The 20,047-nt window shown below is 73.4% G+C and carries 16 protein-coding genes; 11 read left to right on the plus strand and 5 right to left on the minus strand.

All coding sequences use genetic code 11. The features are described from left to right. Positions 1 to 32 precede the first annotated feature (32 nt). From ETD85_RS63775 to ETD85_RS45880, 3 genes are all read left to right on the plus strand, one after another. Positions 33 to 206 carry a hypothetical protein gene (locus tag ETD85_RS63775; RefSeq protein ID WP_170247192.1) on the plus strand — a complete coding sequence of 58 codons (174 nt, stop codon included), beginning with the start codon at positions 33 to 35 and terminating at the stop codon, positions 204 to 206. 71 nt (positions 207 to 277) lie between these two features. After that, complete coding sequence (locus tag ETD85_RS45875; RefSeq protein WP_138696143.1) at positions 278 to 1,420, plus strand: FAD-dependent monooxygenase; 1,143 nt, start codon at positions 278 to 280, stop codon at positions 1,418 to 1,420. Between the two features lie 33 nt (positions 1,421 to 1,453). Then, positions 1,454 to 2,026, plus strand: coding sequence for a hypothetical protein (locus ETD85_RS45880; protein ID WP_138696144.1), 573 nt, complete (start codon positions 1,454 to 1,456; stop codon positions 2,024 to 2,026). On the opposite strand, the gene ETD85_RS45885 is transcribed toward ETD85_RS45880, so the two are convergent. After that, positions 2,016 to 2,834, minus strand: coding sequence for an SAM-dependent methyltransferase (locus tag ETD85_RS45885; protein WP_138696145.1), 819 nt, complete (start codon positions 2,832 to 2,834; stop codon positions 2,016 to 2,018). The genes ETD85_RS45880 and ETD85_RS45885 overlap by 11 nt on opposite strands. Before the next feature lie 455 nt (positions 2,835 to 3,289). Between ETD85_RS45885 and ETD85_RS45890 the strand changes: the two genes are divergently transcribed. Beyond that, positions 3,290 to 3,475, plus strand: a complete 186-nt coding sequence (locus ETD85_RS45890) for a hypothetical protein (protein WP_138696146.1) — start codon at positions 3,290 to 3,292, stop codon at positions 3,473 to 3,475. A 56-nt stretch (positions 3,476 to 3,531) separates the two neighbouring features. On the opposite strand, the gene ETD85_RS45895 is transcribed toward ETD85_RS45890, so the two are convergent. Beyond that, on the minus strand, positions 3,532 to 4,632 hold the full coding sequence (locus tag ETD85_RS45895) for a serine hydrolase domain-containing protein (RefSeq protein WP_138696147.1): 1,101 nt from the start codon (positions 4,630 to 4,632) through the stop codon (positions 3,532 to 3,534). A 102-nt stretch (positions 4,633 to 4,734) separates the two neighbouring features. Between ETD85_RS45895 and ETD85_RS45900 the strand changes: the two genes are divergently transcribed. Next, a complete protein-coding gene (locus ETD85_RS45900; protein WP_138696148.1) occupies positions 4,735 to 5,376 on the plus strand; it encodes a TetR/AcrR family transcriptional regulator in 642 nt (213 codons plus the stop codon). Here ETD85_RS45900 and ETD85_RS45905 read toward each other — a convergent pair. After that, complete coding sequence (locus tag ETD85_RS45905; RefSeq protein ID WP_138696149.1) at positions 5,373 to 6,197, minus strand: N-acetylmuramoyl-L-alanine amidase; 825 nt, start codon at positions 6,195 to 6,197, stop codon at positions 5,373 to 5,375. The two genes, ETD85_RS45900 and ETD85_RS45905, sit on opposite strands and share 4 nt — an antisense overlap. Positions 6,198 to 6,448: 251 nt before the next feature. On the opposite strand from ETD85_RS45905, the gene ETD85_RS45910 reads away from it, so the two are divergent. The 5 genes from ETD85_RS45910 (at position 6,449) to ETD85_RS45930 (ending at position 14,980) form a co-directional block, all read left to right on the plus strand. Then, positions 6,449 to 7,150 (plus strand): APC family permease, encoded by a 702-nt coding sequence (locus ETD85_RS45910; protein WP_138696150.1) that lies wholly within the window; start codon positions 6,449 to 6,451, stop codon positions 7,148 to 7,150. 30 nt (positions 7,151 to 7,180) lie between these two features. Next, complete coding sequence (locus ETD85_RS45915) at positions 7,181 to 7,783, plus strand: GNAT family N-acetyltransferase (protein ID WP_206059293.1); 603 nt, start codon at positions 7,181 to 7,183, stop codon at positions 7,781 to 7,783. A 138-nt stretch (positions 7,784 to 7,921) separates the two neighbouring features. Continuing rightward, positions 7,922 to 12,736 carry an NACHT domain-containing protein gene (locus ETD85_RS45920; protein WP_138696151.1) on the plus strand — a complete coding sequence of 1,605 codons (4,815 nt, stop codon included), beginning with the start codon at positions 7,922 to 7,924 and terminating at the stop codon, positions 12,734 to 12,736. A gap of 130 nt (positions 12,737 to 12,866) precedes the next feature. Then, positions 12,867 to 13,997, plus strand: coding sequence for an alkaline phosphatase PhoX (locus tag ETD85_RS45925; RefSeq protein WP_138696152.1), 1,131 nt, complete (start codon positions 12,867 to 12,869; stop codon positions 13,995 to 13,997). 89 nt (positions 13,998 to 14,086) lie between these two features. Next, positions 14,087 to 14,980, plus strand: a complete 894-nt coding sequence (locus ETD85_RS45930) for an SGNH/GDSL hydrolase family protein (RefSeq protein ID WP_240779866.1) — start codon at positions 14,087 to 14,089, stop codon at positions 14,978 to 14,980. A gap of 58 nt (positions 14,981 to 15,038) precedes the next feature. On the opposite strand, the gene ETD85_RS45935 is transcribed toward ETD85_RS45930, so the two are convergent. Together ETD85_RS45935 and ETD85_RS45940 are read right to left on the minus strand one after the other, a co-directional pair. Next, positions 15,039 to 16,271 (minus strand): PucR family transcriptional regulator, encoded by a 1,233-nt coding sequence (locus ETD85_RS45935; RefSeq protein ID WP_138696153.1) that lies wholly within the window; start codon positions 16,269 to 16,271, stop codon positions 15,039 to 15,041. 53 nt (positions 16,272 to 16,324) lie between these two features. Beyond that, positions 16,325 to 16,807, minus strand: coding sequence for a hypothetical protein (locus ETD85_RS45940; RefSeq protein WP_138696154.1), 483 nt, complete (start codon positions 16,805 to 16,807; stop codon positions 16,325 to 16,327). A gap of 174 nt (positions 16,808 to 16,981) precedes the next feature. On the opposite strand from ETD85_RS45940, the gene ETD85_RS67065 reads away from it, so the two are divergent. Continuing rightward, the coding region (locus ETD85_RS67065) for an ATP-binding protein (RefSeq protein WP_170247193.1) at positions 16,982 to 20,047 on the plus strand (3,066 nt) is incomplete at its 3' end.

Raw genomic sequence — 20,047 nt, forward strand, 5'->3', positions numbered from 1 at the left:
CGTGGGCTCGGAGAGGTGTATAAGAGACAGGGGTGGCGGTGCGGGGAACGGCCATCGCGGGCGACCGCGACGTCGCCAGGATCGCCGCCGCCGCCACGCGGGCCCTGGGCGCCGCGGGTTTCGCCGCGGCGTACGCCAAGGGCGCGTCGATGAGCAGGGACGACGCCCTCGCGGCCCTGGCGGGGAGCCTGCCCGGCGGATCCTGACTGACAGGCCGGAGCCGGGTTGTCAGCCGCTGGTCGCCCGGTTGTCAGCGGCCCTCGCGAAGCTTCCGGACATGAAGAGCACCAACGTCCTCATCTCGGGCGCCAGCATCGGCGGCCCCGCACTCGCCTACTGGCTCGCCCGCCACGGCTTCAAGGTCACCGTCGTCGAGAAGGCCGGCTCCCTGCGCCCGGGCGGCCAGGCGGTCGACTTCAAGGGCGAGACCCACCGCACCGTGCTGACCCGCATGGGCATCCTCTCGGACGTGCGCCGCCTGCAGACCGGCGGCACCGACCAGGAGATCGTCGACGCGAACGGCCGCCGCCTGGCCGTCATCCCCGGCGAGTTCACCGGGGGCGACATCGAGATCAGGCGCGGCGTGCTGTCCACCCTCCTGTACGAGCGCACGGCCTCCGCCTGCGAGTACGTCTTCGGCGACTCGATCACCTCGCTCACCGAGACCAGGGAGGGGGTGCACGTCACCTTCGAACGCGCCGCGCCCCGCACGTTCGACCTGGTCATCGGGGCGGACGGGATCCACTCCAACGTCCGGCGCCTCGCCTTCGGCCCCGAGCCGGAGTTCGTGAAGTTCCTCGGCCACTATTACGCCCTGGTCGAGCTCGACGGCGACTTCGGCTCGATGCCCAGGATGTACAACGAGCCGGGCCGGATGGCGGCCGTCGGCGGGCCGAAGGCGCCCGCGTTCTTCGTCTTCGCCTCCGAGCAGCTCGACTACGACCGTTACGACGTGGGGCAGCAGAAGGCCATCCTGGCGCGCGCCTACGCGGGCATGGGCTGGCAGATCCCGGCCGTCATGGAGGCGGTGCGCGACGCCGAGGACGTCTATCTCGACTCGCTCAGCCAGGTCAGGATCGACCGCTACAGCCAGGGCCGGGTGGTGCTGCTCGGCGACGCGGCGTACGGCAACACCCTGGGCGGCTTCGGCACCGGCCTGGCGGTGGTGGGGGCGTACGTGCTGGCGGGCGAGCTGGCCGCGGCGGGCGGCGATCACCGGACCGCCTTCGCCGAGTACGAGCGGCAGATGCGCGGATACGCCAAGGTGGCCAAGAACGGCAACGCGGGCCCCTTCCTCGCCCCTGCGACCCCGGCCCGGCTCCGGATGCGCAACTGGACGTTCAAATACAGCTTCCTGCTCGGTTTGATGTTGAAGATGACCGACAAGTTCGCGACCGACATCAAGCTGAAGGACTACTGAACTTTCCGGACGAAGCGCGCATCCAACCCAACCATGAACATCATCCAGCGGCTTGCCGCCATGTCCGTCCTCCCGGTCGCCGCGACCCTGATCGCGGTCCCCGCGCAGGCCGCCGAGCGCCCCGGTTGCCCGACGCCGTCGAAGTCCGAGGCGAAGCGGTCGTACGACTCCAAGATCGACCAGCCGCCCAGGGGCGCGACCGCGATCAAGGGCGTGCGCGTCGGCTACCGCCCCAAGGGCTTCACCAGCGGAACGGTCGTCGTCAGCAAGCACGACGGCATCACCGAGTACGGCTACCAGTGGGCGGACAACCGCGACGACGTGGACCCCAAGCACCGGCTGCTGTGGGTGCGGGTCGTGTGCTGGCCGGCCGCGAAGAAGCTCGCGCAGCTCAAGAATGCCCCCTTCGACCTGGGCGTCTTCTCCGGGGACACGAAGGTCGCCATCCGCGGCGGCCGTAAGGTGCTCACCCAGGAGGCCGACGGCGCGCTGGGCACCGGCCGCTACGCCGGCTGGGTCGAGCGCCCCGGCGTCGTCGTCACCGTGCTGACCAGCGCTCCCCTGGTCCCCCAGCTCGGCCGGGTGATCGCCGGCATCAGGCTCTGAGCCGTCCGACCCCGCCGTCCACCCGCAGCCGCGGCTCGCCGTTCAGCAGGGGGAGGCCGGCCTCCCCCGAGCCGACGTGCCAGTCCTGGACCGGCACGAGGCCGGGCCCGATCAGCTCGAACCCGTCGAACAGCCGCAGCACCTCCGGCCGCGAGCGGAACGCGGGCTGCGCGGGCGAACCGGCGGTCGCCACCGTGAGCTGCTTGATCGCCCCAGGATCACTCTCCGCCATCGCGTGGGAGAGCACCAGGTGGCTGCCCGGCGCCATGCGCTTCCTGAAGGCGGCCACGATCCCGGCGGGATCCTCCTCGTCCATCACGTAGTGCAGCACGCCCACCATCAGCACGCACAGCGGCTGGTCGAAGTCGACCAGCCCGGTGACGTGCGGGTCGGCGAGCACGTCACCGGGGCGGCGCAGGTCGGCCTGGATGCCCGCGATGCCCGGGGCGTCGGCGAGCAGCACCTGGACGTGCATCCGGACCACGGGGTCGTGGTCCACGTAGACCACCCGGCAGGCGGGGCTCACGGCGCGGGCGGTCTCGTGGATGCTGGGCGAGGTCGGGATACCGGTGCCCAGGTCGATGAACTGGCGGATGCCCAGCTCGGCCAGATGGCGGACCGCCTCGACCTGGAAGCGCCGGTTGGCCCTGGCGACCAGGCGGGCGTCGGGGGCGGCCGCGAGGAGCCGGTCCGCGACCGCGCGATCGATGGCGATGTTGTCCTTGCCGCCGAGCAGATAGTCGTACACCCGTGCCGAACTCGGGACATTCGGGTCTACGCCGGGCGGAACGCGTTCTAGCTCGCTCACCTGGCCCCGTCTCCTTCGTCGCCTGCCGCGTGGACGTCATCCTACTCGGCGATTCCGGGCCGGTGGCGGGCCGCCGCTTCGGCCCGGCAGGCAGACGAAAGAGAACACGTTCTCGCTTGTCAGTTGCCGCTGGCGGTGTCGTGCGCCAACGAGCGGCACCGGCGTGCTCACCAGGTGCGCGTAGACGCCGGCCGGGGTCGGCCCGGCCTGCTCGGAGGTGAGGTTTCCGGCTGTGTGGGTGAGACGTGAGGGCGGTGAGGGAATGTCGATTCTGGATTGACGCCCGATGACGACCTCACTCAAGGCGGCGCCGAGGCCGGGCGATAGGGTCCTTCCCAGGGTGGAGCGTAATTAGAGCCGGATGACCGATGCGCTGAGACCCTCGGCCTGTGCATCCTGGTGGAGACGGGTTCTGTTTCGGGGCCCGCCCCTGACGGGAGAGGAGTCACGAGGGCATGAACAACGCGGCAGCCCGCCCGACCGTGGTCTTGGACAATGGTGTCGTCGGCAGGGTCATGCTGGCTCATCCATCCCGGCGCGACCTCGTGCTCGTGCTCGGCATGGACGGCACCCTGCTGAGCTGTGAGCTCGACGACATCGCCTGCGTGGTCGGCGGCACGCCCCTCTGCCGCGACGGCTGATCCCCCGCCCAGCACCGCTCCGCACCGCCCGTGACCTGGCCTGTCACCTCGGCGCTTCAGCCGCGGGTGACGATCTCGCCGATCAGCCCGGCCGCCGCGAAGTCGTTGGTGAGCCTGTTCTTGGTCAGCGCGAACGCGACCCCGGTCGCCGAGTCGGCCCACGCCGCGCTGCCGCCCGCACCCGGCACCCCGAACACCGTCGGGCTCTGCTCGGCCGTCGACCCGGGACCGCCGATGCCGTACCCGAGCCCCCACGCCGACGGCATGCCGAACACCTCGTCGATGCCGCTCGACGTCACCGCCGTCGCCTCCCGCAGCCGCTCGGCCGAGATCAGCCGCGTGCCGTCCACCTCCCCGAGCAGCGCCGCGTACATCCTCGCGATGGCCCTGGCCGAGGTCTTGCCGCCGGCCGGGATGTCCGCCGACAGGTAGTCGGGCCGGTTGCCCAGGTCCGCGCCCGGCATCAGCGTCATCGGCCCCGCCTTGAACATCGGCAGGTCCGCCGGCATCTCCCCGAACGCCGACATGTCCATCGGCGCGTCCTCCAGCCTGGCCAGCCGGGCGTGCTCGCGCTCCGGCATCCCGAAGTAGAGCTCGTCGGCCACCCCCAGCGGCCCGGCCACCTCCTCCCGCAGCACCTGCGAGATGGCCTTTCCGGTGGCCCGCCGGACGATCTCGCCCACCAGGAACCCGAACGTGTAGGCGTGATAGCCGACCTTCGTGCCCGGCTCCCACCACAGCTCGGCCTCCTCCAGCGCGGCGACCATCTTGCCCCAGTCGCAGACGTCCTCCGGCGTGGTGTCGAGCGGCACCCCAGGGACTCCGGCCGTGTGCGAGAGCACGTGCCGCACGGTCACGCCCTGCTTGCCGTGCCGCCCGAACTCCGGCCACAGCTCCACGACCGGCGTGTCATAGCCGAACAGGCCGCGCTCGGCGAGCACGTGGGCGACGGTCGCGGTCGCGCCCTTGCCGATCGAGAAGTTGTAGAACGGCGTGTCCGAGGTGACGGCCCGCCCGGTCTCCGGGTCCGCGACCCCCGCCACCACGTCCACGATCTGCTCGCCGTCGCGGTAGACGGCCACCTGCAGCCCGCGCTCGTCGCCTGATTCCACGAGCCTGTCGGCCGCTTCCTGCACCTGCTTCTGAAGATCACTCATTGCGTGGCACTCCTTGTCCGCCTCTGGAACTAGACGGTACAGTACTCACATCGGTACGGAACTGTCTAGTACTCTGTTTCCGTCGAACGAGAGAGGGCGCTCATGCCAGCAGCGGAAGAAGACAGCCGGACGGCACGCAAGCGCAGGCAGATCATGGAGGCGGCGCGGCCGGTCTTCCTGCGCAACGGCTACGTGGGCGCGAGCATGGACGAGGTGGCCGCGCTCGCCGCCGTGTCGAAACAGACCGTCTACAAGCACTTCACCGACAAGGAGCAGCTCTTCACCAGCATCATCCTCGACACCACCGGCCAGGTGGAGGGGCTGGCCAGGCTGATCACGGCGGCTCTCGACGAGAGCGGCGACCTGGAGAAGGACCTGGGAGAGCTGGCCCGGCAGTTCCTCGACGCGCTCATGCGGCCCGAGGTGCTCCGCCTGCGGCGGCTGGTCATCGCCGAGGCCGACCGCTTCCCCGACCTCGGCCGCACCTGGTACCAGCAGGGCTTCGAGCGCTCGCTGGAGACCATGGCCGGCTCCTTCGGCCGCCTGGCGGAGCGCGGCCTGCTCCGGCTGGACGACCCCCAGCTCGCCGCCGAGCACTTCGTGGGCCTGCTGCTGTGGATCCCGCTGAACAAGGTCATGTTCTGGGGCGGCGGCGAGCACTACACGCCGGCCCACCTCGCGAGGCTCTCGGAGGCGGCCGTCGCGGCGTTCCTGCGCGCGTACGGGGCACCCGAGCAGGGCTAATCGTCGAGATACCGCTTGAGTCCGACGGCCAGGGCGGCGGCCATGCGCTTGCGGAAGACGGGGTCGGACATCTTGGCGGCGTCACCGGTGTTGCCCATGTTGCCGCACTCGATGAAGACCGCCGGCCGCTTCGACAGGTTGAGCCCGCCCAGGTCGGTGCGGGTCTGCAGGCCGTTCTTGGCGGTGTAGTTGGCGTACGGCATCCCGGTGCCCGAGCGGAAGGCGTTCCTGACCGCCAGCCCGAGCCGGCGGGACGGCTTGATGATGTCGTCGGTGTGCCCCGGCACCAGCCCCGGCATGATCACGTGGAAGCCGTGCCCGCTCGGCGCGGCGCCGTCGCCGTGGATGGACAGGACCGCGTCGGCCCTCGCCTCGTTCCCGATGGCGGCCCGCTCGGTGACGCACGGGCCCACGCCCTCGTCATTGGGCCGGGTGAGGACGACCTTGGCGCCCATGCGCTCCAGGATCGGCTTGAGGTTGCCGGCCACGTCCCAGGTGAAGGCGTGCTCGGGGTATCCGGCGCGGGTCTGGGTGCCGGTCGTGTTGCAGGGCTTGGTGCCGGTGATGATGTCGACCGGGCGGTTGATCTCCTCCGGGTGGCTGGCGTTGCCGCCGTTGTGGCCGGGGTCGATCACCACGATCTTGCCCGCCAGCGGGCGCGTGGCCGTGGGCGAGGGCTGTGCCGATCGGGCCGGGGACTCTGTGGGCGACTGGCCCGGCAGTGCCGCCTCGCGTGCGGCGGGCACGGCGGCGCCGCCGCACGCGGTGGACAGCGCGGCCAACGTGGAGAGTGCCACGGATCCGGCTCGGTAGGCACGCATGCTGCCGACCGTACCGGGCCGCGCCCGGTAAGCCCAACACCTGCTGACCTGCACTTTCGTGTCGCCCCCAGCGGGACGGGTGCCGGGTCGGCGGAGTGCGCGCGATCACCGATCGGGCGTCATCCCCCACCGGCCCTCCCTTGACGGTCGCCGGGCGGGCGCGGAGGCTCGGGGCGTGCTCGGCCTCGGACAGGCCACGCCGGACGACGCCGTCGCGCCGCCTCGGCCTCCAGCTCCGTGAGAGGAATGCGATGAGCGCAACCCCCGGCATCGGCGCCGATCCGGTCCCCGGCGCGCTCGCCGCCGACCGGCTCGGCGCGCCCACGGTCGTCTACTTCGTCCTTTCCGCCGCCGCGCCGCTCACCGTCGTCGCCGGGGTGGTCACCACCGCGTACGCCATCACCGGGATCACCGGCCTGCCGATCGCGTTCCTGGTGGTGGGGCTGGTGCTCGCGGTGTTCTCGGTCGGGTACGTCGCCATGGCCCGGCACCTGGCCAACGCCGGGGCCTTCTACGCCTACATCAGCCGCGGCCTGGGCCGTCCGGCGGGCATCGCGGCCGCGTGGATGGCGCTGATCGCGTACAACGTGTTGCAGGCGGCCCTCTACGGCGCGTTCGGCGCGGCGGCGGCCCCGGTGCTCGACCGGTGGCTGGGCGTCGTGCCGCCCTGGTGGGTGACCGCGCTGGTCGCCTGGGTGCTGGTGGCGGCGCTGGGCGTGCTGCGGGTGGACGTCAACGGCCGGCTGCTGGCCATCCTGCTGACCGCCGAGGTGGCGGTGATCCTCCTGTTCGACGCCGAGGGCGATCTACTGGCGTGGCTCCTGCCCGCCGTCTACGGCGTCGCCGCGGCGAGCGGGGTCGCGTGGGCGCTCGTCCTGCGCGGGCGGCGGCCCTCGATTTACTCTCGGGTCGGATTGGGGGCGCCAAAGCAGCACGAGAGCCGTAATAACTAATAAAAAGCTGGAGGAGAGGGGATCGGGGCCATGAAAGACACCTTCGCGATGAGGCCCACCGTCCGCCGCGCCACGGCCGCCGACGCGGGGCAGGTCGCCGAGCTCATCGCGACCTCGTTCGCCGGGCTCAAGGCGCCGGCCTACCTGGTGCCCGACCGGCGCGAACGCCACAAGATCATGATCGCGAACTTCCGGATCCTCGTGGACCACGCCGTCGAGCACGGCGAGATCGACCTCATCGACGACGGGCCCGCCGCGGCGGCGGTCTGGTTCCCGGGCGACGCTCCGCCGCCCGACCCCGAGGAGTACGAGCGCCGCCTGGCCGAGGCCACCGGGGAGTGGGCCGAGCGCTTCCGCGCGCTCGACGCGCTGTTCGCGGCGAACCACCCCGCCGAGCCCTGCCACTACCTGGCCTTCCTCGCGGTCCACCCGAACCGCCAGAACCAGGGGCTCGGCACCGCGCTGCTGCACCACCACCACGCCCGGCTGGACGGCCTGCCCGTCTACCTGGAGGCCAACGACCCGCGCAACCGCGACCTCTACGCGCGCCACGGCTACCGGCCGCGCCCGTCGTTCGCGCTGCCCGACGGGACGCTCTACTGGCCGATGTGGCGGCCCGCCACGCCGGCGTAGGAGCGCCGGGCTGGCGGCCCGCCACACCGGCGTAGAGCACCGGGCGCGTACCGGGCCGTGCGCCCGGCGCAACGCTGCCATGCCCCGTGCCGATATCCCTGCGTGGGTTGAGATCACGAACGGGGGCGACGAGAGGGCATGCCGGGACGCCGACGCACGCGGACGGCCGCTGCCCTGGCCGTCGCGGCGGTGTGGACCGGCCTGGCGGGCGCCCTGCTGACGAACTTCGCCACCTCCGGGCCGCTGCCGGAGCCGTTCGCCTCCAGCCCCTGGCTGACCTGGCTGGGGCTGATCGCCTCAGGAATCGTCAGCTCGGTGCTGGTCGCCCGCATGCCCGCGGGCGGGGACGACTTGTCCGGGCAGCACGGTGGGCCGCCGGAGCCCAGGGCGCGATCACGGGCTCTGGACGACGTGCGCCGCGAGGCACTCGAACGCCTGGAGATCGGGCTCCCGCCGTTGCGCCTGCGCTTCCGCGAAGCCGCCGATCTGGTGCTGGCGCCGGTGGACGACGCCGGGCACCGGGCGCTGCGCCTACGCCCTGAGGCGGAGATCGTCTCGGCGTTCGACGATCTGCGCGGGTCGATGCTGCTGGTCGGCGCGCCTGGGGCGGGCAAGACGACGGAGCTGCACCGGCTGGCGCTGGCCCTGGCCGAGCGGGCGGAAGCCGAGCCGGCTGAACCGGTGCCGCTGGTGCTCTCGCTGGCCAGCCACTCGGGATCGCGGGGCGCGGCCTGGCGCCGCCGGCGGCTGCCGATGCCGTCGTTGCGGACGCTGCGCCAGGTCATCCGCCGGCCGCTGGCGCGATTGTCCAGGAGCGCGGAGCGGGACGCGCGACCCCGGCCGGCCGAGCCGCCGCCGCTGACGGCAGAGGATCTCACCGCGTGGATCGCGCGCGCGGCGCGCGCCCGCTACAAGGTCCCGGCCGGTGTCACGAAGCGATGGCTGGCCGACGGCGCGGTGGTGCTGCTGCTCGACGGCCTGGACGAGATCCCGCCGGAAGCGCGGGAGGTGATGGTAGGCCTGGTCAGCGAGCTGCACGCGAACGACGCCGCTCCGTCCGTGGTCGTGACCTGCCGCAGCGGCGAGTACGCCGAGCTGACCGCGCGGCTGCGCCTGGAGGGCGCCGTCCGCATCGAGTCGCTGACGATCGAGGAGGTGCGCGCCTACGCCGACGCGGGCGACGAGCGTTTCGACGCGCTGCGCGCGCTGCTGCGGCAGGACAGCGACCTCGGCGCGCTGGTGACCACGCCGCTGTGGTTGCAGATCGCCGCCGACGCGAGCAGCGGTGGCGGCGCTCCCGGGCTGCCGCGGCGAGCGCTTCCCGACGACCTCCTGGCTCTGTACGCCCAGACCATGATCGCCTCGCGTCCGTCGGCCGGCATGTCACCGGACCGGGCCCGTTCGTCGCTGCACCGGCTGGCCTCCGTGGACGGTGAGGACGACCTGCGCACGGTGTATCGATGGGTCGAGCCGTCCCCTGACGCGGCGGCCCTGACGCTGCTGCACGGCCTGCCCTGGGTGGGCTCCGCCGTGGCGGCGGCGGGGCTGGCCTGGCCGCTGGCGCCGCTGCTCGGCCTCCCTACGGCGGGCGCCATGTACGTGATCGCGATCCTCATACTGGTGGGCGCCGCACGCGAGATCTTCGCCCGGCTGCCGTACACGCCCGGCTCGCCCATAACGGGGGTGCGGCACCTGGTCGCGGTGCACGCCACGGGCGCCGCTCTGGGGGTGGCGGCGGGCGGTGCGATCTGGCTGGGACAGTGGGCGCTGGGCGCGCTCGCTTCGGCGGTGCCCGGGCCCGCCCGCTGGCTGCTGCTGTCGTCCGCGCTGCTGGTGCCGTCCGGCTGGGCGATCGTCACGGCGGAGACCCTGGTGGGCCGGATCTGGGCGGGCGCCCTCCTGGCGGGCCTGGTGGCGGCGTGCTTCCTGCTGCCTCCCGTGCCCGCGTTCTATGCCGACCTGTACGCGGTCATGCTGGTGACGGTGCTCGCCGTGCTGGTCATCGTCGTCGCGACCATGTGGCTCATCCTGCCCCTCATCGAGCGGAAGGAGCAGGACGGCGGCTCTGAGCCCGGTGCCGACCGGCGCCAGGATCCGCTCTTCTCCGAAGCGGTGGACAGCCACAGCATCCTGCAGAACGCGGTGGCCAAGAGGATCGCCGTGCCGGCCGGGGCCGCCGGGCTGGCCGTGTTCCTGCTGGCGGACGTCGGCGCCGGCGCCGACGGCGGGACGGTGCTGCGCTCGATCGGCGTCATCGCACTGGCCGCCGTCTGGGCCGCGCCGATCGCGGTGCGGTTGCCGGCGCCCCTGGTGGTGATCATCTCTTATCTGGTCGTACGCGTCGCGTTGCCGCTCGGCGGCTGGCTGCCGTGGCGGCTGATGCCGATCCTGCGCTTCGGCGCGGAGCGGGACCTGCTCGTCGTCACCCTGGGGCAGTATCGCTTCCGCCACCCGCTGATCAAGGAGCACTTCGCCGGCCGCGCGCCCCTTCGGGCCACTGAGGACGCGGCCGGCTACGCGGCGGATCACCGGATGCTGGCCGCCCGCGCCCGCGACTTCCTGGCCCAGGGGCCGAGCCCGCTGGGGATGACCGTGGCGCCGCAGCCGCCGGCCCCTAAGCCGGCCCCGAAACCGGCCCTGAGCCCGGCCGCGAGGCGAGCCAGGCAACGAGCCGCGGAAGCTGCCGTGAAACCCGCCCGCGAGCCGATTCCTGTAGCCGATCTGCCTGGGCGGCTGCGGGCGGAGACCCTGCTCATCGGGGACGCGGACGCCGGTGGCGACATCGTCCTGGCCGAACTGGGCGCGGCGCTGCTGGCCGTCGGCGATGCCGCATCGCAAGGCGGGCTGCCCGTGGTGGTGGACGTCCGCTCGTGGCGGCCCATGCCGGAGTGGCGGCGCGGCGCGGGCGAGGAGAATCCGCTTTTCGACTGGCTGGCCGCGCACATCGCCGACGCCCACCGCATCCCGCACGCCACGGCCGGGCGATGGCTGCGCGCCGGGCGGCCGGTGCTGCTCGTCAGGGGGCTGCCGGCCCTGTCAGAAGCGCGGCGCAAGCCGCTGCTCGCGCTCTTCTCCGAGCTGTGCGAGCGCTACTCCGTGCGCTATGTCGCGTTGTCCCAGGCGGTCGTCGAAGGGCCGGACGCGTATGCGATCCTGCCGCTGCCCGGCCAGGTCCGTGCCGCCTACCTCACTCCTGAGCTGCTCGCGGCCGCGGCCGGCGACACGCTCCTGTGGGACGCGCTGATCCGACCCGGCTGGCTGCTCCCGATCGCCCGGGGCACGGGCCGGCACCCCTCGCGCTACGGGCTGCCGGCCGGTTTCGTCGCCCGGGGTCTGGCTCTTTCCGGCCGCTACCCACCTGTCCAGGCGCTGCGAAGCCTGGCCAGGCTGGCCCGCGGGCCCGCGCCGTGGGCCTCGCTGACCCCGGTCACCGCCGACCTGGTCCGCCGCCTCTGCCTGCCGGTGGTGTACCTCGCCGTCGTGGTCGCCGGGCTCGTGCTGCCCCTGTCGGACCGGTACGGGTGGATGACGGCCGCCGCCTGGACGCCCGTCGCCGTCTTCGCCGGCTGGCTGGTGACCGCCTCACGGTGCCGGCCCCGGTTGCGCGCCGCCGTCGCCGCCCCGAGCCGGCGGCAGCGGATCGGGTACGGGCTGGCCGCCCTGCCGCTGGGGGCCGCGGTGGGCCTGATGGTGGCGCCGCTGGCACAGGAGCTGGCCCTCGTGGTGCCGTCCACGATCCGGCGGGTCGCGGAGTCCTTCCCAGAAGCCGTGGCCCTCGTTCTCGGCTTTTCCCGGACCGTCTTCGAGGCCCTGGACTGGACGGACGCGGACATCTCCGCGTGGACGGGCCCGGACGGCCGCCTGCTGGTGATGCTGCTGTACGCCGTCCTGATCACCGACGTGGGCGGCCTGCTCGCCACCCGGCTGGACGTCGGCGCCCGGGCGGTGGTGCGGCTCCTGCTGGTGGCCGCCACCTCCCTGCTCTTCGACGGGGTGTCCCCGGCCGCGCTCACCGGCGTCTTCTGGCTGGGCTGCGCGTTCGGGGCCGCCATGACGCTCCCCGCCGTGTGGCTGAGGCTGGCGGCGGACCTGGCGGTGGGCCCACCGGCTCGGCCGCACGTGAACAGCCTGGCGTCGGCGGGCGCTCTCGTGGTGCCCCTCCTCGCCCTGGCCGTCGAGCGGGGCCTGCTGCCCCCGGTGCCCGATGACCTGGGCCGGCTGCTGCTGGGCATTCCCGTCGGCGGGCTCCTGGGCTCGGCGGCGGCGTTCCTGAGCGCCCCGGCCTGGTTAGTGGTGCTGCGCGGTGCCTCCGTCCCGGCGCCGTTCCTGTCCGGACGGTTCCTGGCCGAGCTGAGGAGGGCGGGTCTGGAGCTGGAGAATCCGCTGGTGCACGCGTTCGCCCTGCGGATCGATCCGGACGAGGGGCTGCCTCCGCCGGACGGGCCCGACACGGCCGTCCGTGACGCGCTGATCGCCGACGTGCAGCGCGGACTGGCGGACGCGCCCGCCGACCCCGGCCTGCTGCGGCGCTTCTACGCGGCCGGCGGCGCGCTCACGCTCTCGGGAACGCGGCAGGACCGGCGGCGGGCGCTGGACAGCCTCGGCGCGGAGCTGCTGCGGCGAGCGAAGGCCGATCCCACCGCGCCCGTCCCGATCCTGCTGGCTCCACGCGCCTTTCCGCGCACCGGTCCCGCGCGTCGCCGGGTCACGTCCTGGGTAGCCGGCCGGCTGGTCACCGAGCACGGCATGGATCAGGGCGCCGCGCTCCGCTGGCTGGGCGAGAAGCGGCTGGCGCTGCTGATCGACCTCGACGGCCTGGGCGCGCGGACGCCGGCCCGGCTCAGCCGCGATCTGTGGCTGGTCACCGAGTGCGTCACCGCGCTCGACCTGCCGCACGTGCTGTCGGCCGGAACGTCCACCTTGCGCCTGCTCCCCCGGCCGGCCGGCATCTGACTTTCCGCGGGCGCCGTTTGTGAGGCGTCACAGATTTGACTGCCGGAGTTTACTGCTCTGTCCAGTTCACAGAAGGGCGAGCATGGCTCATCGTTTGTCTGCGAATCGAACTGCGACCAGTGGAGACACGATGCGGCGCCGTACCTTCATCACCACTGTCTCCGCGGCAGTGGCCTTCTCGGGCGCGATGTGGAGCGAGGCCGCGGCGGCGTCCGTGTCGGCGGGCCCGAGCCCGTACGGGCCGCTCGGCGCGCCGGACGCGAACGGCATGGCGTTACCCGCGGGCTTCACCGGCCGGATCGTGGCCAGGACGGGCCGGAACGTCGGCGGCACGCTCTGGCACCCCGCCCCCGACGGCGGCGCGTGCTTCGCCGACGGCACCGGCTGGATCTACGTCTCCAACTCCGAGGTGCCGCTGATCGGCGGGGCCTCGGCGATCAAGTTCAGGGCGGACGGCTCGATCGAGCGGGCCTACCGCGTGCTGAACGGCACCAACCTCAACTGCGCAGGCGGCGCCACCCCGTGGAACACCTGGCTGTCGTGCGAGGAGATCTTCCGCGGCCGGGTCTACGAGACCGACCCGTACGGCACCCGCGCGGCCCAGAGCCGCCCCGCGATGGGCCGGTTCAAGCACGAGGCCGCCGCCTGCGACCCCGATCACCGGGTCGTCTACCTGACCGAGGACGAGACCGACGGCTGCTTCTACCGGTTCACCCCCACGACCTGGGGTGACCTGTCGAGCGGCCGGCTCGACGTGCTGTGCGGTCTCGGCGGCGACAGCGTGGAGTGGCGGCCCGTGCCCGATCCGCAGCCGGGCACGCTGGCCCGCCAGACCCGGAACCAGGTCTCGGCGGCGCGGCGCTTCAGCGGCGGCGAAGGTTGCCACTACGCCGCCGGGACCTGCTATTTCACCGCGAAGGGAGACCGCAAGGTCTGGGCCTACGACACCGCGCGTCAGACCGTGTCCGCGATTTACGACGGCACGGGCACGCTCGACGGCGTCGACAACATCACCGGCCGCCCGTCCGGCGATCTCTACGTGGCCGAGGACGGCGGCAACATGGAGATCAACATCATCACGCCCGACGGCGTGGTCGCGCCCGTCATGCGGCTCGACGGGCAGAGCAAGTCGGAGATCACCGGGCCCGCCTTCTCGCCCGACGGCACCCGGCTCTACTTCTCCTCCCAGCGCGGCACCAGCGGCGAGACGGCGGGCACCGGAGGCATCACGTACGAGGTGACCGGGCCCTTCCGCCGCTGACGGACCACCCGCCGCCGCCGCCACCGCCGCCGCCACCGCCATCACCACGGATTCCACACCCCCCACCCAGCCTGCCCAAGGGAGTCCTCATGGTCCGACGGATGTTCACCATGCTCGCCGCGGCCGCGCTCGTCGCGGCACTCGCACCGCCCGCGCACGCCGCCGTCCAGGGAGAGGTGTACGTGGCGCTCGGCGACTCGGCCGCCTCCGGGCCGCTCGTGCCCAACCAGGTCGTCCCGGACCTCGGCTGCTGGCGCTCCGACCACAACTACGCCCACCTGACCGCGCAGGCCATCGGCGCCCGCACGTTCCGCGACGTCACCTGCTCGGGCGCCAAGACCAAGGACATGTACGAGTCGCAGGGCACGGACCTCGGCAGCGTGGCGCCCCAGCTCAACGCGCTCAGCCAGGACACCACCCTGGTCACCGTGCAGATCGGCGCCAACGACGTCGGCCTGACCGGCTTCATCGAGGACTGCCTGAACCTGCTGCCGCCACCCGTCGGCGACGCCTGCAACGACGACTACATCGAGAACGGCCAGGACACCTGGCGGCTCAAGACCGACGCGCTGCGGCCGAAGCTGGTCACGCTGGCCGCCGACATCCGCGCCCGCGCTCCGCAGGCCAGGATCTTCCTGGTGGGCTACGCCACGTACGCGCCGCCCAACGGCTGCTACCCGCGCGTCCCGATCATCCGCGCCGACGCCAACTACATCCGCGCCACCCTCATGTACTTCAACCGGATGCTGGCCGAGCAGGCCGCGGCGGCCGGGTTGCGCTTCATCGACCTGCAGACGCCGAGCGTCGGCCACGACCCGTGCGCGGCGCCCGGCGTGCGGTGGATCGAGCCTTACGTCCCGGCCGCGCCCGCCGCGCCGTTCCACCCGAACGCGCTGGGCATGCGGAACTTCGCCACCGTGGTGACGGCCGCGGTGACGGCCGCAGTGACGGCCGCGGTGACGGCCGCGGTGACGGCGGTCTGACGCACGCGCGGGCCCGGTGACGGGCGGCCGCTCGCGGACGGTGTGCGGCCGCTGCGGCTCAGGAGCGGTGGCCGAGCCGGCGGCGGGCGGCCAGCGCGGCCCCGATCCGCTGGAGGTGCGCCGGGTCCACCGGGTCGAGCCCGGTCAGGCTGACGGCCCGGCGCAGGCGGTAGTCGACGGTGTTCGGGTGCACGTGCAGCAGCTCGGCCGTGCGCCGCCGGTCGAGCCCGGTGTCCAGGTACGCCTTGAGCGTCCGGAACAGGTCGGGATTGTCGAGCAGCGGATCGAGCAGGCCCGCCAGCACCTCGGTCGCCTCGCTCGACCTGGTGAGCTGGTATTCGAGCAGCACGTCGGCCAGCCGGTAGGCGCCCGGCGGCTGCTCGAAGATCCGTACCACCTCCAGGACCTCCTCGGCCAGCTTCGCCGCGGCGGGCACGCCGGAGGAGGGCGCGAGCTCGGCCGCCACCCACACCGGCACACCCGCCGATTTGCCCGCCGCGGCCGCCATCTCGCCGACCGCGCACCACTCCGGCGGGTCCCCCGGCAGCGGGACGAGCACGAACCCGCCCGTCGTGTCCAGCGCCGACAGCAGCGGCTCGGCCGCGTGCCGCTGGAGCGCGCTCCTGATCCTGTGCAGCTTGCGCCGCCCGGCGATGGCACCGCCCGGCTCGTCCGACTCCTCGTCGGGATGCCGCCCCGCCGCGATGGCCAGCACCAGGTAACGGGGCGCGACCCGGACCCCGGCCAGCCCCGCGCGATCCCCGCCGAGCAGCGCGGAGACCGCGGCGTGCATCGCGTGCTGCTCGTGGCTGAGCATGCTCTCCCGCTCCTCCAGGTACGCCGTGCACACGGCCGCCGTCACCGACTCCATGTAGCGCAGGATCAGCCGGTTGGCGACCATGACGTCGTCGAAGTCGGCGGGCGTGGCGGCCTCGAAGAGGTGCTCCCACACCATGCGCGAGCCCAGGTGGTAGGCGGCGAGCAGGGCCTCCAGCGGCACCCCCTCCTGTGCGCGGCGGGCCGCGGACGCGCGCAGCGGCGCCAGCTCCGCCCTGGTCGGCGGACGGCGGTCGCGGAACACGCGCGAGATCAGCCGCAGGTTGTGCTGGGTGATGCCCGTGATGTCGCCATCGAGCTCCTCCTTCGGCAGCCGCCGGTAGATCGGGATCTGCTCGGCGAAGCCGCGTACGAGTTGCCTGGCCAGCTTGGGGGCCTGGCGTTCGAGCAGCTCGTGCACGGGCCACCCGGCCAGGGTGAGGGCGCGGACCACGCTCGAACCCTCCCAGAACATCGGGTATTGGTGAAGGCCCCGCCGGAGACCGGCGGGGCCTTCAGCCCGGCGGCTTACCGCCCGGTCAGCAGCAGCCTGACCGAGTACGAGTAGGCCGTCTCGTCCGTTCCCGAGATGATGTCCTCCTCGATGGCGGTGGCGCCCACGGCGAGCCCGGCGCACACGGAGCCGTGGGCCGTCGCCCGGCCGAGGCTGTCGCCCCGGCCGACGGCCGGCGGGGTGACCTCGCGCAGGTCGAACGTCACGTTGCTGTTGCCCACGATCAGGTCGGACGGGTTCTCGAACTGGCCGGGATCCCCGTCGCTGCCCGCCGTCATGCCGAACCAGTTGGAGTTGAACCTGGGGAACAAGTTCCCGCCGACCTCGAAGCGGAGCTCGTCCCGGCCGTCCCGCTCCGCCACGTTGAACGCGTCGATGTCGTAGAGGGTGACGGTGCACGTGGCGGCCCTGGCGGCGGCCGGGCTCGCGGTCATGGCCACCGGTGCGGCCAGCCCTGTCACCAGGGCGAGGGCGGCGATCAGCTTGTGAGAGTGCATGCTGCCTGCTCCTTTGTCGTTCTGCCTGTTCCGCAACGGCTGCGGAACGCGGCATCAGAGTGCGGCGGCCATCGTGAGCGCATCGTGAGAGCGCAGGTCAGTGACACAAGGCACGTGCCATCCATGCCCTTTTCCACAGCCGATCCGGCGGCCCGTGCCTACGCTCCTCCGGATATGGGAGACTCGCTGACCCTGCTGCTGCTGGGCCCGCCCGACCTGGCCGTCGGAGGGGTGCCCGTGGGCATCCGCTCGGCCAAGACCCGGGCCCTGCTCTGCTACCTGGCCGCCACCCCCGGGCCGCACCCGCGGGCCGAGCTGGCCGGGCTGCTGTGGGGCGAGCGTCCCGACGCCAACGCCAGGGGCAGCCTGCGGCTGTCGCTGTCGGAGCTGCGCGGCACGGTGGGCGGCTGGCTGGACATCACCCGCGACGACGTGTGCTTCCGCGCGGACGACGCCTGCTTCGTGGATCACCGGCAACTCACCGGGGCCCCGACGGTGGCGCAGGCGCTGCGGCTGTGGCGCGGGGAGTTCCTGGCCGGCGTCTGCCTCGACGACGCTCCGGGCTTCACCGGGTGGATGGACGCCGAACGGCAGCGGGTGCGCCTGCTGTTACGCGAGCTGCTCGTGCGGACCGCGGCGAACGGGACGCCGCGGTCCCCGAACTCGGACGAGGACGGGATCGGCCAGGTCGTGCGGCTCGCGCGCATCGTGGCCGCGCTGGACCCGTTCGACGAGGAGGCGCATCGCCTGCTGATGGTGTCGCTGGCCAGGGCGGGCAACCGGGCCGCGGCGCTGGCCTGCTACGAGGACCTGCGCCGCCGGCTGGCCGGTGAGCTGGGCGTCGAGCCGGCGCCGGAGACCCGGGCCGTCCGGCAGGAGCTGGCGCCCCGGCCCGCGCCCGCCCGCCGCGCGCCCCTGCCCGTCCCCGGCACGGAGCTGATCGGCAGGGACGACGACGTCCTGCGCCTTCGGCGGCTGCTGGCCCGCGAACGCCTGGTCACCCTCCTCGGCCAGGGCGGGATCGGCAAGACCCGCCTGGCCATCGCCGCCGCGGACGGCTCCCAGGAGGTGACGCCCGTGCCGTCGGGGCCGGACGGTTGCCAGGAGACGGCGTTCGTGTCGTTCGCGGGCGTACGGCCGGAGGCGGCGTTCGTGTCGTTCGCGGGCGTACGGCCGGAGGCGGCGGTGACCACGCTGGCCCGGCGGCTGGGCGTGGACCTGTCGCCGCCGCGCCCGGCCCTGGAGCTCCTGCTGGCGGCCCTGGCCAGGCGGCGCGTCCTGCTCGTGCTGGACAACCTCGAACACCTGCCCGCCTTCGACGCGGTCATCGGCGAGATCCTGCGCACCGCGCCGGGCGTGCGGGTGCTGGCGACGAGCCGGCGGCGCCTGGACCTGCCCGGCCAGGCGATCGTCACCGTACGGGCCCTGCCCACGCCGGCCGCCGAGACGTTGTTCGCCGCCAGGGCGCTCAGGGCGCAGCCGGCGTTCGACCCCGATCGCGAGGCCGCCACGGTGGCCGCGATCTGCGCCGCGACCGGCTGCCTGCCGCTGGCCATCGAGCTGGCGGCCAGCCTGCTGCGTGCCATCCCGTGCGCCGACCTGGCCCAGCGGCTCGGCCTCGCCTCGGGGCTGCTGTCCACCAGCAGCCCGGCCAAGCGAGCGCGGCACGCCAGCATGCGCACGGTGTTCGAGACCTCCTGGCGGCTTCTTGACCCGGCCGGGCAGGAGGCGCTGGCCGCGCTGTCGGTGTTCGGGGGCGGCTGCACCCTGCGCTCGGCCCTGGAGGTCGCCCGCACCACCCCGCAGGTGCTGGTCCGCCTGGTGGACCACAGCATGATCCACCTGGCCCCCTCGGACAGGTACGTCATCCACCCCCTCATCCAGCAGTTCGCCGCCGCCCACCTGGCGGAGGACCGCCGGGCCCGGCAGGCGGTGCGCGCCCGGCACGCCGCCCACTTCACCCGCCTGCTCGACCGGTACTCCGGCGCGCTCCAGGACGGCTCGGACACCGAGGTCACGCGCGTGCTCGGGGCCGAGATGGACAACGTGCGGCTGGCCTGGGCGGCCTCGGGCGAGGCCCGCTTCCTGGACTGCTACTGGGCGTTGTGCCTGCGGCTGCGCCTGTACGAGGAGTCGGGGGCGATCGTCAGGCGGCGGCTCGCGGGCCCGCCGGAGTCGCCCCGGCTGCGGGCCCGGTGGTCGTGGATGGCGGGGGTCAGCGCGTACCAGCTCGCTCGCGAGCCCGAGGCCGCCGGGCTGGCCAGGGCCGCGCTCGACGCCCTGGGCGAGCCCCTGCCGGACTCCCCCGCTCGCCTCGTCGCCACCACGCTCACCGCCGCCGCCCGCCAGCTCCTGCACCGGCTCCTCCCTCCTGCGGCCCGTCGGGTCGTACGGCGGCTCCTGACGTCGGCGGCCCGTCGGGTCGTACGGCCTCTCCAGACGTCGAGGCGGGATCCGGCGGTCGGCGGCGAGGCCGCGCGGGCGTTGACGCTGCTCGCCCGGGTCGCCTACCACCACCAGGACCTGCCGACGATGGTGGCCGCCTCGCTCCGGCAGCTCAACGCGGCCGAGCGGGCGGGCGAGCCGGCCCTGCGCGCCGAGGCGTACGCGAACTTCGCCACGATCGCCCGCCTGGCCGGCCGCCACCGCCTGGCCACCCGCTACGGCGCGCTCGCCGACCGGGCGCTGGCCGCCATCGAGCAGCCCGACGACGCCGCCAACCGCGCCCGGTTGTCGCGCGGGCTCGACCAGCTCGGCGCGGGCGCGTTCGAGGCGGCGCGGCGCTCGTTCACCGAGGGCCGGGCCCGGACCCTCGATCCCCGGATGGCGGAGAACTGCGCGGGCCTGCTCGCCGAGACCGCGCTCTGGCAGGGGGACTTCGCGGGGGCGGCGGAGCTGTTCGCCACCACGGAGGAGCTGGCGGTCACGCGGGTGGGGGACGACATCGGCCGCTACTGGTGCCTGACCGGCCAGGCCGAGGCGATGCTGCGGATGGACGGGGTGCCGGCCGAGCGGATCGGCCGGGTGATCGCGGCCGCCCGCGCGTCGACCGAGCGCCGCCGTACGCACGAGAAGGAGCTGGGCCTGCGGGACGGCCCCGCCCTGCACCTGACCCAGGAGATGCGCCTCTTCACCGCCTCCGCCCGCCTCAGCCTCCGCACCCCGGAAAACCACCGCCTCCCGGAAAACGACCCCCTCCCGGAAAGCGACCGCACCCCGGAAAACCACCCCCTCCAGGAA

Source organism: Nonomuraea zeae, from assembly GCF_005889725.1.
Taxonomy (GTDB): domain Bacteria; phylum Actinomycetota; class Actinomycetes; order Streptosporangiales; family Streptosporangiaceae; genus Nonomuraea; species Nonomuraea zeae.

What these genes read in the sequence shown, in the direction of transcription:
- ETD85_RS45875 (WP_138696143.1), top strand. Translation starts at nt 278, where the DNA reads ATGAAGAGCACCAACGTCCTCATCTCGGGCGCCAGCATCGGCGGCCCC.
- ETD85_RS45880 (WP_138696144.1), top strand. Translation starts at nt 1,454, where the DNA reads ATGAACATCATCCAGCGGCTTGCCGCCATGTCCGTCCTCCCGGTCGCC.
- ETD85_RS45890 (WP_138696146.1), top strand. Translation starts at nt 3,290, where the DNA reads ATGAACAACGCGGCAGCCCGCCCGACCGTGGTCTTGGACAATGGTGTC.
- ETD85_RS45895 (WP_138696147.1), bottom strand. Translation starts at nt 4,632, where the DNA reads ATGAGTGATCTTCAGAAGCAGGTGCAGGAAGCGGCCGACAGGCTCGTG.
- ETD85_RS45900 (WP_138696148.1), top strand. Translation starts at nt 4,735, where the DNA reads ATGCCAGCAGCGGAAGAAGACAGCCGGACGGCACGCAAGCGCAGGCAG.
- ETD85_RS45905 (WP_138696149.1), bottom strand. Translation starts at nt 6,197, where the DNA reads ATGCGTGCCTACCGAGCCGGATCCGTGGCACTCTCCACGTTGGCCGCG.
- ETD85_RS45910 (WP_138696150.1), top strand. Translation starts at nt 6,449, where the DNA reads ATGAGCGCAACCCCCGGCATCGGCGCCGATCCGGTCCCCGGCGCGCTC.
- ETD85_RS45915 (WP_206059293.1), top strand. Translation starts at nt 7,181, where the DNA reads ATGAAAGACACCTTCGCGATGAGGCCCACCGTCCGCCGCGCCACGGCC.
- ETD85_RS45920 (WP_138696151.1), top strand. Translation starts at nt 7,922, where the DNA reads ATGCCGGGACGCCGACGCACGCGGACGGCCGCTGCCCTGGCCGTCGCG.
- ETD85_RS45925 (WP_138696152.1), top strand. Translation starts at nt 12,867, where the DNA reads ATGCGGCGCCGTACCTTCATCACCACTGTCTCCGCGGCAGTGGCCTTC.
- ETD85_RS45930 (WP_240779866.1), top strand. Translation starts at nt 14,087, where the DNA reads ATGGTCCGACGGATGTTCACCATGCTCGCCGCGGCCGCGCTCGTCGCG.
- ETD85_RS45935 (WP_138696153.1), bottom strand. Translation starts at nt 16,271, where the DNA reads ATGTTCTGGGAGGGTTCGAGCGTGGTCCGCGCCCTCACCCTGGCCGGG.
- ETD85_RS45940 (WP_138696154.1), bottom strand. Translation starts at nt 16,807, where the DNA reads ATGCACTCTCACAAGCTGATCGCCGCCCTCGCCCTGGTGACAGGGCTG.